The organism is Rhizobium halophilum (assembly GCF_021648825.1).
Taxonomy (GTDB): Bacteria; Pseudomonadota; Alphaproteobacteria; order Rhizobiales; family Rhizobiaceae; genus Neorhizobium; species Neorhizobium halophilum.
On sequence record NZ_JAKJHS010000012.1, the window covers coordinates 57,961 to 73,563 of the forward strand.

General features: G+C 58.6%; 15 protein-coding genes and 1 tRNA gene. 10 read left to right on the forward strand and 6 right to left on the reverse strand.

The features are described 5' to 3' along the window. Positions 1–218: 218 nt before the first annotated feature. A complete protein-coding gene (locus LXM96_RS18660; RefSeq protein WP_240000074.1) occupies positions 219–1,508 on the reverse strand; it encodes a GGDEF domain-containing protein in 1,290 nt (429 codons plus the stop codon). An 844-nt stretch (positions 1,509–2,352) separates the two neighbouring features. Here LXM96_RS18660 and LXM96_RS18665 point away from each other — a divergent pair. After that, entirely contained in the window at positions 2,353–3,414 is a 1,062-nt protein-coding gene (locus LXM96_RS18665) for a D-alanyl-D-alanine carboxypeptidase family protein (RefSeq protein WP_240000075.1), read from the forward strand. An 88-nt stretch (positions 3,415–3,502) separates the two neighbouring features. Here LXM96_RS18665 and LXM96_RS18670 read toward each other — a convergent pair whose 3' ends face one another. Continuing rightward, complete coding sequence (locus tag LXM96_RS18670; RefSeq protein WP_240000076.1) at positions 3,503–4,201, reverse strand: autoinducer binding domain-containing protein; 699 nt, start codon at positions 4,199–4,201, stop codon at positions 3,503–3,505. A gap of 243 nt (positions 4,202–4,444) precedes the next feature. Between LXM96_RS18670 and LXM96_RS18675 the strand changes: the two genes are divergently transcribed. From LXM96_RS18675 to LXM96_RS18690, 4 genes are read left to right on the forward strand one after another with little or no spacing between them, the layout of a single operon-like run. Further along, the gene (locus LXM96_RS18675) at positions 4,445–5,461 is read left to right on the forward strand and encodes an ABC transporter substrate-binding protein (protein ID WP_240000109.1); all 1,017 of its coding nucleotides are present in this window, start codon (positions 4,445–4,447) and stop codon (positions 5,459–5,461) included. A 7-nt stretch (positions 5,462–5,468) separates the two neighbouring features. Further along, positions 5,469–6,353, forward strand: coding sequence for an ABC transporter permease (locus LXM96_RS18680; RefSeq protein ID WP_240000077.1), 885 nt, complete (start codon positions 5,469–5,471; stop codon positions 6,351–6,353). Positions 6,354–6,363: 10 nt separating this feature from the next. Beyond that, complete coding sequence (locus LXM96_RS18685) at positions 6,364–6,861, forward strand: ABC transporter permease (RefSeq protein ID WP_240000078.1); 498 nt, start codon at positions 6,364–6,366, stop codon at positions 6,859–6,861. 20 nt (positions 6,862–6,881) lie between these two features. Continuing rightward, positions 6,882–8,144, forward strand: coding sequence for an MmgE/PrpD family protein (locus tag LXM96_RS18690; protein ID WP_240000079.1), 1,263 nt, complete (start codon positions 6,882–6,884; stop codon positions 8,142–8,144). A 40-nt stretch (positions 8,145–8,184) separates the two neighbouring features. Here LXM96_RS18690 and LXM96_RS18695 read toward each other — a convergent pair whose 3' ends face one another. Then, positions 8,185–9,564: an amidohydrolase family protein gene (locus tag LXM96_RS18695; protein ID WP_240000080.1), complete on the reverse strand. Its 1,380-nt coding sequence runs from the start codon at positions 9,562–9,564 to the stop codon at positions 8,185–8,187. After that, complete coding sequence (locus tag LXM96_RS21775) at positions 9,561–10,322, reverse strand: response regulator transcription factor (RefSeq protein WP_240000081.1); 762 nt, start codon at positions 10,320–10,322, stop codon at positions 9,561–9,563. The genes LXM96_RS18695 and LXM96_RS21775 overlap by 4 nt, the downstream gene beginning before the upstream one ends. Before the next feature lie 325 nt (positions 10,323–10,647). Here LXM96_RS21775 and LXM96_RS21910 point away from each other — a divergent pair, with 325 nt between their 5' ends. The 4 genes from LXM96_RS21910 (at position 10,648) to LXM96_RS18715 (ending at position 12,941) form a co-directional block, all read left to right on the forward strand. Further along, positions 10,648–10,926 carry a diguanylate cyclase domain-containing protein gene (locus LXM96_RS21910; protein WP_394802000.1) on the forward strand — a complete coding sequence of 93 codons (279 nt, stop codon included), beginning with the start codon at positions 10,648–10,650 and terminating at the stop codon, positions 10,924–10,926. Positions 10,927–11,942: 1,016 nt separating this feature from the next. Further along, positions 11,943–12,017: transfer RNA gene (locus LXM96_RS18705), tRNA-Thr, on the forward strand. A gap of 119 nt (positions 12,018–12,136) precedes the next feature. Further along, on the forward strand, positions 12,137–12,310 hold the full coding sequence (locus LXM96_RS18710; RefSeq protein ID WP_240000082.1) for a hypothetical protein: 174 nt from the start codon (positions 12,137–12,139) through the stop codon (positions 12,308–12,310). A 448-nt stretch (positions 12,311–12,758) separates the two neighbouring features. Further along, complete coding sequence (locus LXM96_RS18715) at positions 12,759–12,941, forward strand: hypothetical protein (RefSeq protein WP_240000110.1); 183 nt, start codon at positions 12,759–12,761, stop codon at positions 12,939–12,941. Positions 12,942–13,140: 199 nt separating this feature from the next. On the opposite strand, the gene LXM96_RS18720 is transcribed toward LXM96_RS18715, so the two are convergent. Continuing rightward, positions 13,141–13,314: a hypothetical protein gene (locus tag LXM96_RS18720; RefSeq protein ID WP_240000083.1), complete on the reverse strand. Its 174-nt coding sequence runs from the start codon at positions 13,312–13,314 to the stop codon at positions 13,141–13,143. 735 nt (positions 13,315–14,049) lie between these two features. Between LXM96_RS18720 and LXM96_RS18725 the strand changes: the two genes are divergently transcribed. Further along, the gene (locus LXM96_RS18725; protein ID WP_240000084.1) at positions 14,050–14,364 is read left to right on the forward strand and encodes a hypothetical protein; all 315 of its coding nucleotides are present in this window, start codon (positions 14,050–14,052) and stop codon (positions 14,362–14,364) included. Here the strand turns inward: LXM96_RS18725 and LXM96_RS18730 are convergent. Beyond that, positions 14,354–14,518: a hypothetical protein gene (locus LXM96_RS18730; protein ID WP_240000085.1), complete on the reverse strand. Its 165-nt coding sequence runs from the start codon at positions 14,516–14,518 to the stop codon at positions 14,354–14,356. The two genes, LXM96_RS18725 and LXM96_RS18730, sit on opposite strands and share 11 nt — an antisense overlap. Positions 14,519–15,603: the final 1,085 nt, after the last annotated feature.

Genomic DNA, 15,603 nt, shown 5'->3' on the forward strand with positions numbered 1-15,603 from the left:
ATCGCTTCCCGTTCAACCAACTGCCTCAATCACCGTTGGTTTCATCCACCACGACTTAAATTAGCTTTGCCTTATTTGAGGTTAAGAGTGCCGCTCTGTTCTTAAGTATAGCCTGGCCACCCTTTGAGCCGCAGAGTGGCTCAAGCCCGCCAAACGGCGGCTGGCTTGGTGCAAGCTGCTGATCAAGATTCCATGAGGGAACCTCCAGCAGCAGACGCTCATCCAGAGGAGGACGTAGCTGTTGCACTGCCGAAGATCGACACCCGATTGCGACCGTCCTGCTTCGCTTTATAGAGCGCCTCGTCCGCTTGCCGCTGAAGCGCGTCTGCGGCTATCAGTGGGTCGTCTTGTGGGGCAACCGAGACCCCGATACTGACGGTGACGTATGGGCCCGTGGTGGATTGGAGGTTTGGCAAGGACGCCGCTTCTACCCGGCTGCGGATCCGCTCGGCAACGACGGCAGCCTCATCTTCATTCGCGTCTCGAAGGAGGACGAGAAACTCCTCCCCGCCATAGCGAGCGACTTGATCGCGCTCGTCACGCAAGCTGCTCTGGATGATGCCTGCCACTTTCACGAGACAACGATCGCCTTCAGCATGGCCGAGACTATCATTGAGTTGCTTGAAATGATCAACATCGCACATGAGCATGGCGTTTCCTGTTGGCTGGTCTCTGTTGTCATCCCATAGGCGACTCAGCATCTCGGTCATCCACCGGCGGCTGGCGACACCTGTGAGCGGGTCTGTCCGCGCGAGCAATTCCAAGCGAGCATTGGCGTCCGTCAGTTCAGCAAGGCGCATCCGATCCCGGATCTCGAGTAGGAAGGTCTTGTACGCCAGTATGTTAGCCGTATGACGGGCTGCAACTGTGGCAATGACACCGGTCGCGAAGAAGAGTGCGCCAGCCAGAGCACTTCCTCTCTCGATGGCGGAGTTGTGCAGTTGGAAACCCAGATAGAGGCCGAGCCCGTAGGCTGCGACGGTTATAGACCAGGAGATGGGAACCGGGAAAATGATGATGGCGGTGACGGCGACAAACAACATGATTGTCAGGTGACGCTCATAGAACTCTTCTCCAGCCAAGACCCCGACCAGTGCGACCGACAAGAGGATCAGAAAGACGCCAAGAAGAATGGCGGCACCTTGAACCCATAAGGCACGCGGATGCCTGAAAACAAACTCTGCGCCCAAGGCTGCGGGAATGAGGATAGACGCGGGAGCGAACATCAGCCTCACGGTTTCTGCCGGAAGCAAAGCCGCATTGACAGCCAAGGTCAGCACATCGAGGACCACCACCCAGATCATCCAGGCCCGTACGATCTTCGACATTTGAGGCCAGGACCGCTCCCGGAACCGCCGCGTTAGCTCGCGGCTTAACCGAATGTCTCTTGTTCTTCCTGCAAGAAGACGTTCAACTTCCAGCTCTGCTGTGGCCGACAGTTTCTGAAGATTGGTGGGCCCAGGCGTTATGGTTGCACTCAAAGAGCTGGATGTGTGGTGCGTGTTCATCCATCCGATCTAGGGGAGGCTCACTGCACGGCAAGAATGGTGGCTGGGAAGCTGAAGCCGCCGACTAGAACGCGGTTAATGAGAAAGCGCTGGAGGCGGAGCCCGGTGCAACCGCGGAGGGGGCCTGTCGGCGAGGACGATGGATCAAGAGGTTTTCGAAGTTGACCCGGAGCAAGGTTGGATGGTCTCTTCGTCTGTCGTCCATCTGGTCGCTCGGTCGGGGTAGGGCCAAAGACTTCGCAGGGCTGCTCAAGAACAATTCGACGGAGGGCATTGATCACGCCAGGCCGTCTGCCTTGCGCTGGTGCTTCAGGGGGATAGTTTTCTGGAAGATCGGCCTTCTGTTCCGCGTACTTCCCGGATTGTCCGAGATGAGGGTTTCAGGTTCAGGAGCTTCCAGCGAACCGAAGGCAGATTAGCCGCCTGGGACAGACCGATGGGCAGCTTCGCGGGTAGTTTCTACGTCGCTATCGATGTTGTTCTTCGGCTGGCGAGCGCGGAGAAGCCTTGGATCGAGGGGCGCTGTGCCAGGCGAGACTTGCGCGTTCACGCTCCCGGAGGATCGGACGGATGATGTCGGAACACCGCCGTCGTGGACTACGGACTTAAGGAGCAGACTGACGAAGAGCATAACTGGCTTGATGAGGTCAGCATAGCGGATGCTGCCGGTTCCACCTTCGATGATTATGAATCGGCGTGGGTTCCATAATATTTGTTATGCAATCTTTGGTGGCGGAAATCCCATCTGGCCACTTTTGGTAGCTATTGGTGCTAAAGATGCGACGCGGTATTGCGCGCCCTGGGCGCCTTGTGCGAACACACCAGCCTGCACGGAGACATAACTATGTTCAAGGCTATTGTGGCTCGACGGCCATTGAAGCATTTGCTGATCATCGGCTCTTGCTTCGCTGTGCCCCCAGCGAACGCCACACCGGTACTCGTGGTCGATACTGAGACCCGTGAAGTGCTTTATCAAGAAGAAGCGGGCAAACCCTGGTACCCAGCTTCAACAACAAAGCTTATGACGGCCCTGGTGGTCTTCGATGCTCTTCGCGCCACCGAAGTCAGTCTTTCCACGCCCGTCACCATGAGCCGCAATGCGGTCCGCCAACCCTTTTCGAATTCCGACCTTACGGTTGGTCGTACGATGACACTGGAAGATGCACTCTTTGCCATGCTGACTGCGTCGACAAATGACGTCGCTGTCGCAGTGGCAGAATCGGTGGCATCTGACGAGTCGTCTTTCGTCGGCCGCATGAACGAGACAGCAAAGCATATTGGCCTTACCGGCACCCATTTTGCCAGCCCCAATGGTTTGGCCGATCCGCAAACCTATACAACTGCTCGTGATCTCGCGATCCTTGGGATGCATTTAGACAAGACATTTCCCGAATACCGCCGGTTTTTCCAGGCGTCTGCAGTCACGATAGACGGCAAGGAGTTGGAATCCAACAACGAGCTGCTGACGCGCTTCCCCGGCACAATCGGAATGAAGACCGGCTTCCTGTGCGCCTCAGGGCGTACTTTCGTTGGACTTGCGGCACAGAACGGAAAACGCATCATCGTGGTCATTCTCGGGGCAACGACGGAAAGAGAACGCAACGAGCGATCCGCCAAATTTTTGACGGAAGCCTTTTCCGGGCAATTGGTGTCAGATGCGGGTCTCGTGGAGACCTTGGACAATGAGATAAACGGCAAGCCAGAAGATATGCGTGTGCGGCTCTGCACCAGTCAGGCGGAGAGTTACCAAGCCAGCCGCGATGTCGCGTTTCCTATGGGCCTGCCGGGGCATCAGAGTTATTTGCACGATCCGGTCCGCGGCTTGACCCATCCGATCAACACCTGGGTCAACCAGGATGCAGCGGACGTTCCCATACCGCTTCCCGTCCCTCATGATGCGCACTAAGAGCAACCAGTTTCCATGAGAAGCGCTCCATCATTTTCTTCAACTGCTGTTGCCACCAGCACAACGCCTCCTGTCCTTTTTGGCAGCGCTAGATAAGGTTCAATTCCTTGCCGAGGGCTGTGGCCTGCGGCAAGGTCGTCGCCCCCACTGCTGCCTTGGCGTTTTGCAGATGGAAGGCGACGTTGCCGGGACTGTCATTTTCAAGGACGGCGATGTCGCGCATGCGTTTACCCTCTGCACACCAACGCAGGTAGACCCGTTCCACGGCTTTCAGATCGACCTTTGTTTGGGACGTCGGCTGTGCGTTCAGCATTTGCAGATAGCAGTGTACCTGGGCAACGGCAGCCGCCGCCGAGATGGGATTGAACATTCGGCTACCGGCAAACTGCGGATCGCATGATGCCACCGTCAACAAGGCGATGCGGGTAAAACCTGTCTTGATCGGAATGGTGATCCCCGATCGAATCCCGAATTCCGCAGCCTCGCCGAAGAAAGAGCTCAGTTGCTTGGACCCGCTGCCCACGTCACTCGACCAGGCGAATCCCTGCATCCTCTGCCAGGCGCGCTGGATCACCGGGTCGATCGTGGCATAGGACCTTTGGAAATACCGCTGCTGCCATTCTGTGCGATAATTCGAAATCACTTCCTGATGGTCCGCGTACAGGAACAGATAGGCATAGTGGTCGAACCCTGCCTCGGATGCCAGCTTCGCAAGTGTCTCTCTCACGGTAACCGGATCGCGTGATAGCATCACATGCTCGACCAGTCTGTCGAACCACTCATCCATGTGCTTTCCTCCACGGCCGCCAATAGAGAGCGCTCCCGGCTCCCGAGCCCTTTCTCGTACTGAAATATGATCCGGCGCCGAATGGGGAGCAAGCAAGAGCAGCAGCGATTGTCCACGATTCATGTCCACAAGCGATCAATCGGGCTCAATCACTATTGGTAATAGCGCCCCCCACGCGTCCAGAGTCGCCCCATTGCAGCGATGGAGGAGGCGAGCATGAAGACGTCCAAAGGACTGGCGACCATGATTGGCATGATCATGGTGTGGGCGCCGGGCGCGATTGCGCAGGATCTGATCGTCAACAGTTATGGCGGCCCCTACGAAGCTATAATTCGCGAAAGGATCATCGAACCGTTCGAGCAACAATTTGGCGTCGATGTTGTCTATGACGCCGTGGGATCTGCATCGCAGGACTACGCAAAGATCAAAGCAACCGGTGGCCGACCGGGCTTCGACGTCGTCGTCATGACGGCGTCCCAATCGCTTGACGGCTGCCGCGACGGATTGCTGGAGCCACTCACTCCCGCCGCTGTTCCCAATGTTGCCGCCCTCAATCCCCGCGTTCGCGAGATTGCCGGCGAATGTGGCGCAGTCCACGAGCTCCAGTATCTTTCGCTGGTTTGGCGAAAAGACAAGCTCCCGCAGGGCCTCACGTCCTGGTCCGACCTGCTTGACGACAAGCTTGAGGGAAAAGTCATCCTGCCGACATTCCAGAACGTGATGGCGGCCTATCTGATCGCGGTCATGTCCGTCACCCACGGAGGTGATCTTCTCGAGGCCGTTGATCCAGGCTTTCAGGCTGTCGCGGAACTCGCTCATCGCTCTGTCGGATTTGAGCAGGCTTCCTCGGTCATGGAGACCTACATCAAGGACGGTCGCGCCTGGGCGATGCCGTTCTGGAACGGCAGAGCGCAGCTTCTGATGGAGAGCGGCCTGCCGATTGACTACGTATCACCGAAGGAAGGCACAGTACCCCTGGTGGCCACTTTGAACGTTCCAAGTGGCGCGGAAAACAAGGATGCAGCGCTGAAGTTCGTGAACTTCTGGCTGGAGAAGACGAGCCAGGAAGCCTGGGTGACCGGCTACAAGGTTGGCAGTGCTAGACCCGACATTGATGTCCCCGATGACGTCCGAAACCGTCAGATCACCACCGCGGCGGATCTCGATGCTCTGTTGCTGCCAGACCTGGCGGCGCTGTCCCAGCGCTTGCCCCAATGGGGCAGCCGCTGGGAGCGTGAAGTCGTGACCCAGGCGAGGTAGCGGACGAATGACATCATTAGAAACCACCTCCCTACGGCCTCAGCCGGGACGTCTGCCTGTGCGGCTCGGCCCTTTCCTGCCACTTGCGCCACCATCGCTCATCCTGGTCTTTGTTTTCGCCATTCCGATGGGGTTGATGATCGGCCTGAGCTTTCGCGGTTCCAATGGCGAACTCGCGACACTCGACAACTACCAGCGATTTTTCAGCGACGACCTGATGCTGGCCGGTCTCTGGCGCACGGCCCTGATGTCGGGCCTCGTCGCCGTCTGCGTCACCGTCATCGCCTATCCAGTCGCCTATTATCTTGCGCGTTCGAGGTCGCCGTGGCGCACCGTCGTCTTTGCACTTGCCATCGCCCCTGAACTTGCAGGCGTGGTGCTGCGAACCTATGGCTGGCTCGTCATCCTGGAAGATCACGGTGCGATCAATTCGGTGCTGCTCTGGTCGGGACTGATCCTGGAGCCCCTGCCCCTATCCAAGAACCTGCTTGGCGTGGTGATCGGGCTGACGCATGTCGTCCTGCCGTTTGGCATCCTGTCACTGCTGACGAGCATACAGGGCATCGACCCTAATCTTGAGCGCGCCGCGCAAATCTTGGGTGCCTCAAGACTGTCGATCATCCGGCGAATCATCCTGCCTCTGTCTGTGCCCGGGATCATCAGTTCCCTGCTGATTGCCTTCACCATGTCTGCGAGTGCCTATGCCACCCCTGCCCTGCTGGGCGGAGCCGGCTTCAAGGTTCTTGCCACCATGGTCTATGAGCAGGTCCTCTTCTACATCGACTGGCCCATGGCTGCCGTCATGGCAGTGCTGCTTTTGGTCATGATGCTGGGCATGGCGCTTGCTGGCACCCGCGCCGAAGCACGCCTCCAGTGCAAACTTCACATCTGAGGGACGATCCATGGACCGGATTTTATCACTTTGCTTTCGGCTCTCGCTGTTCCTGATCCTGGCCTTTATTGCGCTGCCCATTCTCGTGGTATTTGCAGCCTCGGTCAGTCCCTCAGCGGCGATCAGCTTCGATCCTTCGCAATGGACCTTGGCGTGGTTTGCCGAGTTGGCCGACCGCCGCTGGCTTGATCCTTTCCTTCTCAGCATCAAGCTCGCCGCGGCTGTGACTGTCTTGAGCGGCCTGCTCGGCTTCCTGGCAGCCTATGCGGTCGCCTACCAGAAATGCCCCGGCCATGAGGCGATCATGGCCATTCTGGTCTCGCCCTTGGCGGTTCCGCAGATCGTCAAGGGAGTGGCCATTGTCTTGCTTCTCTCGTCGACCGGCTTCTACTCGCTTCTCGGTACGCCCGGCCTGGTGATGGCACATATCATCCTCACGCTGCCGTTCGTGGTGCGGATGATTGCGGGCGCCATGTACAACTTCGACACAAGCCTCCTGAAGCCGTAAGGCAACAGGCCCTGCGCTGCATGGCAGATGCCGTCACCGCCACAGTGACAGGATATAGTTCCGAGGCGGCAAGCGCTTGCAGGGCAGCGGCCGCCACCCTCTTTGCCGGCGGCGTGTCACCCCTCTGGCTTGCAGGATGTTCACTTGGTCCGGTTGGAGCTGCCTTTGCCAATTCCGCCGCCATGTCGGCACTGGATTATGACGATGGTCACAGGAGGGCCCGCGGACATCCCGGCGCGGCCGTCATACCCGCTGCCCTTGCCGCGTTCGCCGATGGCGGCGAAGCAGACGACCTTATTGCTGGCATTGTGGCAGGATATGAAATCTCCATCCGGATCGCAGCGGCACAAAATCCCGCAAGCATCAAGACGCGCCAGAGCGGGCGCTGGACGGCCTTTGGAGCGATAGCAGCCGCGGCATTGATCGGCCGTGCGCGCGCGAACGTGACCGCATCGGCCATGGCGATCGCCGGCTGCTGGTCGCCCAACCAGGAGGCCAATGGAAGCTCCGGCTATGCCCGACGGACAGGCAACCATGCGAAGGAAGGTATTCCCTGGAGCGTCGTCACGGGTTTGACGTCTCTTGAGCTGGCCCACCGGGGGTTTACCGGGCCAGGTGACCTCCTGGATCATGCCGCTTACTATGATCCTGCGACAGTTCTGGAAGGACTCGGAGAGCGCTGGGACATTTTGGGGGTTTACTTCAAGCCCTACTCCTGCTGCCGCTATATCCATCCTGCTATTGACGCTGCGTTGCGCCTCCTGGAGGACCACCGGATACGTCTGGGTGACATAGAGAACATTCAAGTGCGAACCTTCGAGTGGGCAAACCGTCTGCAGAACAGCCACGAGCCGACCAATCTGGTGGAGATTCAGTACAGCCTGCCATTTTGTGTTGCTGCAGCCCTGTGCAAGGGCGCTCAATCGCTGTCCCCGATCGACGAGCGCCTCCTTCATGATCCTGACGTTCGTCGTCTGGCGGCAAGAGTCGACGTGGTGTCGGCTCCTAACCTGGACCGGAGATTTCCCGCAGAGACGCTGGCTCAAGTTATCATCCAGACGCCGGGCGGCTCAGCCTCTTCCGATATCGTCTCACCGCGCGGCGACGCCGGCGATCCCCTCACCTGGAATGGCCTCTTCGAAAAATTCAGGATCTCGACAGCGCGGCTACTGGAAGAGGAGTGCCAGCTGGATTTCCTCGTGGGTTTTGAGCGTCTGAGGGCGGGAGATCCCCAGCCACTGATCGCTTGCCTGAAGAAACCGATGCGAGCCGGCGGTTCATGAGTTCGCGCCTCGCCAGCTGCTCAAACATGCGGTCCACGTTTTATCTGCAGGCGGGCCCTGACCTTTCGAGGATCGCACCATTGGCCACCACCAACTTCCCCTTAATGATCACCTCACGGACGCGCGCACAATTGGTACGATCAGCGATCACAAGATCGGCTCGCCTGCCCTTCTCGATTAAACCGCGGTCAGCGGCCAGCTGCGGGAAAATGCGCGCGACATTTCCGGTTGCCAGGGCGATTGCGGCCGCAGGCGTCATCTGCTGCTTGCGAATAATGCGGTGGATCGCCTCCAGTATCGCGTCCCAGTGGCCGCCTGCAAAATCGGTGGAGAGTGTGTCGACCAGGCCTGACGACACCAGCGCATCAAGGTTGGACGCATGATTGCGCCAGCGTGTTACGATACAGTCAAGGGTCGATACATCGATTGCAACGCCGCGTTCTTTAAGCTGCGTCGCATAGGCGACAGCCTCCTCCGGCAGGAACATCGGATGGTTGGAATGGCCAGCAACCAATCTCGCGCCCGGATGCTTGCCGGAGATCTCAAGAAGCGTGCCCACGGAGGGAGTGGAATTGTGAAAGATGGCCGGGTAACCGGTTTGCTCCGAGTGCCGGGCAAGTTCTTCGAAGCCGGCAAGAGCAAGGTCGACGGAGGGCATCACGGAGGCGACGATGAGATCGCGAGCTGAGGTCGGGGTCAGCACATTCGCAAGCCGACACGACACGAGCACGGCCTGGAGCTCATCGTCATCCACTCCGTCTTGCGGCCGCAGATAGCGGCCGACAATCGCGTCGCGCAGCCGTCTTGCAACATGCGGATGGATGTCGCAACCCGTGAAGCGCTTCACCGCTTCCGGGATGAACCTGTATTCCTGCGCGCCGCCCCCCAATGTCTGTCCACCACCAACCTCTCCCAGTGCTTTCGCACCCATTGCCAATGCCAGCTCTATGGTCATGCAAAGATGGCGTTCGCGCAGCCCCGCACCGTCGACAGACTGAGCGGCGCGAAAGTTGGCCGGGCTGTGGGCGGTGGACAGATGGACGTCAAGCGGATGGGGATCGCAATCCTCAAGCTCTTGGGGCAGCGCAAACCCACAGACGTTGAGGAGCGTCGTTGTCCCTGAAAGCAGATGGCGGTTCCTTTGCCAGCTGACTGCCGCTGGAATGGGCGGGGCGGACCCACTCGGCATCGATGGCCCGATGACACAGTTGTGCGCATGCGCGTTGATGATACCTGGGAATACCAGGCACCCTGTGGCGTCGATCGTCTGCCTGGCTGACACGGGTTGCTCCAGCTTGCCCGGCAAGACCATCTCAACATACCCGTGCAACAGACCGACGGAGGCAGTGTCCAGGCAGGTACTGCCATCGCCTGTAATTACCGCCCCGCCATGGATGAGGCAGTCCAGAACAGCTGTCATGGCTGACCTGCTTCCCATCCCGGCGCCGGACCAGCGGCATTGGCGCCGCCACAGACGGAGCCGAACACATAGCCAATCGAACGGACCGTCCAGATAACACCCTGCCCCTCCCGGTTCAGGGCTTTGCGCAACCGGCCGATATGGACGTTCAGCGTGGCGCTCTCCACGAACCGTCGCCCCGGCCAGGCGGCAGCAAGGAGCTCGATGCGACTGCAGACCCTGTTGGGCCTCGTCATCAGGCAAGCCAGCAGGGCGAATTCAGTTGGAGCCAGATGAACCGCTACACCACTTCGCGTGACCGTTCGCTCATCGAGATCAAGGATCACACCTGAATGCATCAACACGCCGCTCTGACGCAGGAGAACCTTCTGGAGCGAGCGCCGTCGATCGAGATAATCGAGCAGCCTTGCGGGCGCGAAGGGGCGCACGAACACCTCGTCGACACCCGCGGAGATAAGCTCGATGTGGCTTGCGTTTGCGTGAGCCGCAACAATGGCGACCGTTGCAACATTTCGCGATGCCACATTCTGCGTGATGGACCGGCACGCCTGCACCGCCGAAAAGCGGCGTTGCTGGTCGTCAAGGAGGACCGCCCTGATGTCTGATCCGGTTGCGGAGCTGCTGACGTCACCATCTGTCGTCGCCAGCGTAACGCGATAACCATCGGTCGTCAGAATATGGGCAAACAAAAGGAAGAAATCCGTATCTGCCGAGCCGATCACAATCCGTCCCTTAATCAACGTCCTTCCGCGGCGCACCGCCACAGCTCCTGCTCATTCCGCGGTACTCCTACGTTTGAGAACTGCTGCCGTGCGCCATCGCGCACATCCCTCGCAAGGAGCCGCTCTATCGCTGGCGTATTTTGGTCGCGTGACCAGCAATCACGATGCCCTCAGCATTGTCGGGAAAGAACCAGAGTTTCTACTCTCGAAAGTGATAGTTGCCGGAATGAGAGCAGTGGTCTTACTGCCTGAGACAACAAGGACCCTCACGAAAAGACACTGGCGTCTCCGCAGCTTGAAGGAACTTAAGGCGGGATAGACGTGGGGGCATGGGGTCAATCACTTTGATGGGAGTCTGGCAATCCAGGCCTTCGGCAAGTTGCTTCGCAACCATGCACTCGCCACCTCAGCCATCGGCCGCGAGGAGTTCGCGGTCTTTTTGCCAAGCACCCCTGCCGACGTCGCCCTGTCTTTTGCGCAGACGCTGCAAAAGGCAACGACAACCTTTGAGGATCTACCAGTGACACCAACTGCGAGTTTCGGTGTTGCGTCACTCGCCTCGGCACCTGAACTGCAGGATGCATTCAGGCGTGCGGACATGGGCTTTATGAGGGGAAGAACGCGGGTCGACATAGGGTGAAGCTGGCGACATCGCCGCTATCAGAGCCCTAATGATAACGGGGAAGACACAGCGCGAGATAGCGGCAACATATGGTGCCTCTCGTTCTCTAGTTGGAATGATCATCAACCATAAGCGATAGGGACAGGTCACGTAGCAGAACACGCCGCTCCCACCACGCCGCAGCACCGCGAAGAACGCTTCGCGATCCATGATCTTCTCCTGATTGTCGAGAGGGTTGAAGGACGATAACCAGATCGAAGGGTTTTGCCGGCAGATTAGTCTTGTTCCCGGTCCCACCGATCTGGGAGCACTTTTCGGAGAAGCCCGTCAGCCGCCGCTGGCGGGCTTTCTTCGTTTGGTCGAAAGAGGCGCCCGACCTTCGGCAGATGCTCGAAGCTGGCAGACAGGTATGTTCTCTTCAGCGCCCCGCCTTGGCGCTATGGAGCACGCGTCCGCCCCCCTCACCCTTGCCCCGGCGGGCGCGTGCCCTTCCTGCTCAAGAGCCAATCGCTGCCAGCGCTTTAGAGAGCGCTCCCGATGACGTCGAAGACCGTAGTGCTGATCACCTCAACGTTCATGCCCTCCTGGTCGGATGGCTTGTGCTGATCAGAGGAAGCCCGACCTCTCCTGATTCAGGTGGTCAGCCCCAAGCAAGGGTTGGGAAACACGTTGCGCCCTATGCCTGACCTGATCCCAGATGAGATCGAGACATTGCGCATGCTCGCTGGTCACCTGCCGAGACGACTTGGCTTGAAACATTTCATCTGCGCTCTTGAACTTGCAGACTTCGGGCTCTGCACTTCGGAGGAACCTTATCGGATGACCGGTCCAGGCCTCGAGGCTCTGGAAGCTGTCACTGGCACTATCGACCTTCGTTCACGCCAGATCGCTCATCCGCGGCGCTGGTATGCGAGGAGGCCATGAACTTCTCCTGATTCGTAAATTTGCAGGCGCATGAGTCACCTGCCCTTAAGAACCGGCTGATATAACGGCTCGTGTCGAGAGGACCGTGTGCAATCCATCCTGCACGCCATGCCCTTGTAGCTCAGCGGTAGAGCACCTGCTTCGTAGGCAGGAGAGCCAGGTTCAATTCCTGTGCGAGGGCACCATTCTCATCACTCCAAGTCCGAATTTTCCGTTGGTCAGCCTCACACAGTCCTTGCGGACGAATGCTGTGCAGCTAATTTACCGTGCGCTGTTGGTGCGGACAGATCATGAGGATCATGCAATGCAGTATGATTGGACAGGCGTCAGAACCCGCCGAATTGCTCTGGTAAAGATTGCCCTCTATGTCCTCGGGGCGATCCTCGCAATCACCATGCCCGTATTTATCATTCCGGACGCCGATCTTTCCTCAGTCACAAAGCTAGTAGCTGCGGATGGGGTGCAGGATCTGCATTAACACAGGCTTGGTCTAGTTGTGCGGTATGGCCGTTATCCGGACGATGAAGAATGACACTCATCCATAACGAGGGGACAAAACCACTAGCGAACGCGCTGGATAGGCTTTCGACGGCCACGATCCCGGTTAGCGTACTAGGTCAAGCGTTCTCACTCACGGCCTATCGATGACGCTGAAACACTCTTTTAGATCGTGTTCCCTGTGGCAGCCGGTGCTTGCACGCTAGGGTGGATCGCTTATGACCGCCACAGGCAGCGGGCGCACCCCAGCGAATAGCTCCACTTGTCCCCATCCAACCCGAGGCAACCCTTCGGGTTTTTATTACCTGAGACCCCTCCACTATTTCCTGATACAGACCCCTCTTCGGCGTCCGACATGGACACCAAAGGAGGATAATGTGATCTCGCAGAAATTCATCGTCATCCCCTACAAGAAGAGCAGGGGCGGAATGACTCCTGGTGAGATCCGACAGGCAAGTAACGCAGTGACGGCCGAACGGATCGCTACTGCGATGGCTGATCGTCATCCGGGTGTCGCGGCATATTCCGTTATGGTTGACACCGAGACCGGCGACATGACGTCCCCCACCCTAATAGTCTCGTTCGGTGAGATCCCGCCTCTGGAAGATTGAGCCTGCATCATCTTCAACCGCGACGTGGCTTCGTGCTGCCCCTCTTGAGGCTCTAGCGGAACATTCCCTTAATCCCGCTGTTCCGGCAACGCGTCTCTTCTCGACGCTTGGAACGCGCGGCGACCATATGAAACCTCTGTTGGCTTGCACAAGCCGCGCGTTCCACCCCCTTGAGCTCTGCTGACCTAGCGGCTGCCTTTCAGTTTCTTTTTGGCACGGCCACTGGCTGCGCCAGCCGCAAAGCGCGAAGCCGCTCAGTCTTCTTCTCGCGATCAGCCGCTTCCTTGTCGATGATTGCTAGTGCGGCTGCATCGGTGGCCGCTCGCTTCTCCACTAGAGACCGTTTCCTTGGGGTAAGTTCAGCGTCAGACATACGAGCTCCTTCTTCTGAAGGAAGAGATAGGGCCCTCAGGTACCAGGGAAAGGCTGCTGACGCTCAGGAACCATTTTCAGGGCATTGACGTTTGACCTCAGTCGCGAGGGCGTTTAGCTCCCCCTCAGCTTACCTCCCGCCCGGACCGCTCTCGCGAACCCCCCTCAGAGCCGCCCTTGCTGCCGGAGTCCCTGCCCCGGCTCTTTACATCAATCACGGCGTAAAGCCCGTCCCCCTCCCACGCCGATCTCATGCACCATATGGTGAAGACGGCTGTCGCCGAGACGACGAGCCGAAGGCAAAGCTGGTATGGGGTTGGCCGCTGGAGGCGATGGCCGATCATCTTGAGGCTGTCAGCCGGGGGGGGATAACGCGCACCTGATCAACTGCCGGCCGGGGCTGATGAAGTCGTGCTTCACTCGGTCTTCCGGGCAGCTTGGGGCGCTGCTCCAGGATCGGCCATCGTTAGCGACGAACCCGGCAAGCGTCTTGCACCGTGCGCGGATCCGGTCGGCGTTCTGCTCTAAGTCCCGGCGCTGCCGCTCAGCCTCCCGCCTCGCCCTCTCCTCTCCGCTTTGCGCCGTCTGCGACGATGACTGACGCTGCACAGGCAGCTTCACGCTCATCGGGGGTCGTCATGGCGGCTGTTAACCATAGCCTCGTTTGCTTCATGTCTTTCAAGCCCAGCGCCCCTATAACTCCATTAACCGTATCGCTCTCGCTTGGAGGTGACGCATGAGCTTCATTCTGCAAAAGCACCAGCGCCACGTTCTAGAGACTGTGGCCGCCTACGAAGCGCGAATAATAGAGATAGATGCAAATATCCGTCTCAGGTCGATGTCCAACGACACCAACATCGGAGAGCTCCGTCTTCTGCATCGCCTCAAGGAGGAGTGCTCCGGCCTCCTCTACCGCTACCAAGGTCTCAACGAAGGCTTCAAAGCTCTTGTTGGTGATGCCAGCGTAGCTGCTGAATACAGGAAGCCCCGCCCCAGACTAGTCCGGGACAGGGCTGTGTCCGTTGCCGCGACGGCGCTGATCAACGCTTAGAGGACCCGGCCTTCCGGCTCTGGCTATGCGCTCCGGTCGTTTTGGCATCATAGCCTTGACCGTAGTTTGTGCCGCCGAGGTGACCGCCACCACTTGTATTGACGATCTGTCGCTCGGCGCGCTTCAAAAGCACGGCAGCATCTGTCTTCTTCATGAGGTGTCTTTCCGGGTTGCCGAGATGAGAACCGCAGGCATTCGCTGCGTCCCATCGTCCCTCGACGGCTCTGCCAATGAATATGCGATCAGAGCCTAAAGCGACGGCAGCATTGCGAGCGCTGAAGATGTTCAGCTCTCATCAGCAATGCCGATGCTGTTGATATGGGGATTCCTGGCCGTCTTAACAAGCTCAGCTCGCCATCTGAATATCGTCTGCCTTCCCCCAAAGATCACTCGAAGCGGAAGCCGCCGACCTCTCTCCATCCTCTTCGCGAAGACGTTCACTGAAGACCTTGCGCTTGGGGCCGAGTTTCAGCGGCTCTTTTCTTTCCTGCCGCACAGATATGTTGCCATCGCCGGATACTCAGGCCTCACACGCCTGGTGGGAAGGGCTATGCCAGGAACGGACATCAGCAGCTTGCCCGTCGCAATACGAAACTCCGCCCCCTGCTTGACGGCAACCCCTTTGCCGGAGTTGATAACCCCGGCGCTGATGCGCCTCGATAGATCAATCTCACCACCAGAGGCGCGCCGCGCTCTTCCTTCTTGCCCGGCGGCCCTTGGAGACCAGGCGGCCCAGCCTCGCCACACTCTCCTTTGTCCCCTCGGGCCAGACAGGACGCAGATCACTGACGTGTTGCCACTTCAACAGACAGGCCCAATGAGGGCCACACGACCGCCGCCCGCTAACACCGTTATCATGAAGTTCGAATTCTCAGTCATTCGCGCCCCCCGGCTGCGAGTTCACCGCAACTTGCAACGTATGCGCTCCGAAGTCGAGAAGATGGCAATCCTGTTGTTCAGTTGCAGGTCTTCACTATGCGATGTCCATGTCCTTGGCCGCGACAACCACCCGCCCGTGTACCCGAGGAACATCATCTCCAGCCGGCAGTTCGGATGTTTTGCTGGAGTTCCCAAATGAACGTCTGGTTTTCGCGGCTGATACTTGTGCTCCTTGCGACAGCCTTGATGGCCATCATATTCAGCATCGTCCTTCTGGATGACCGGCCGCGTGATCAACTGGAAGCTGATGTTGAGCTAAGGTATAAGAGATCTGAGCATGACCTTGTTGTTACGGACTCC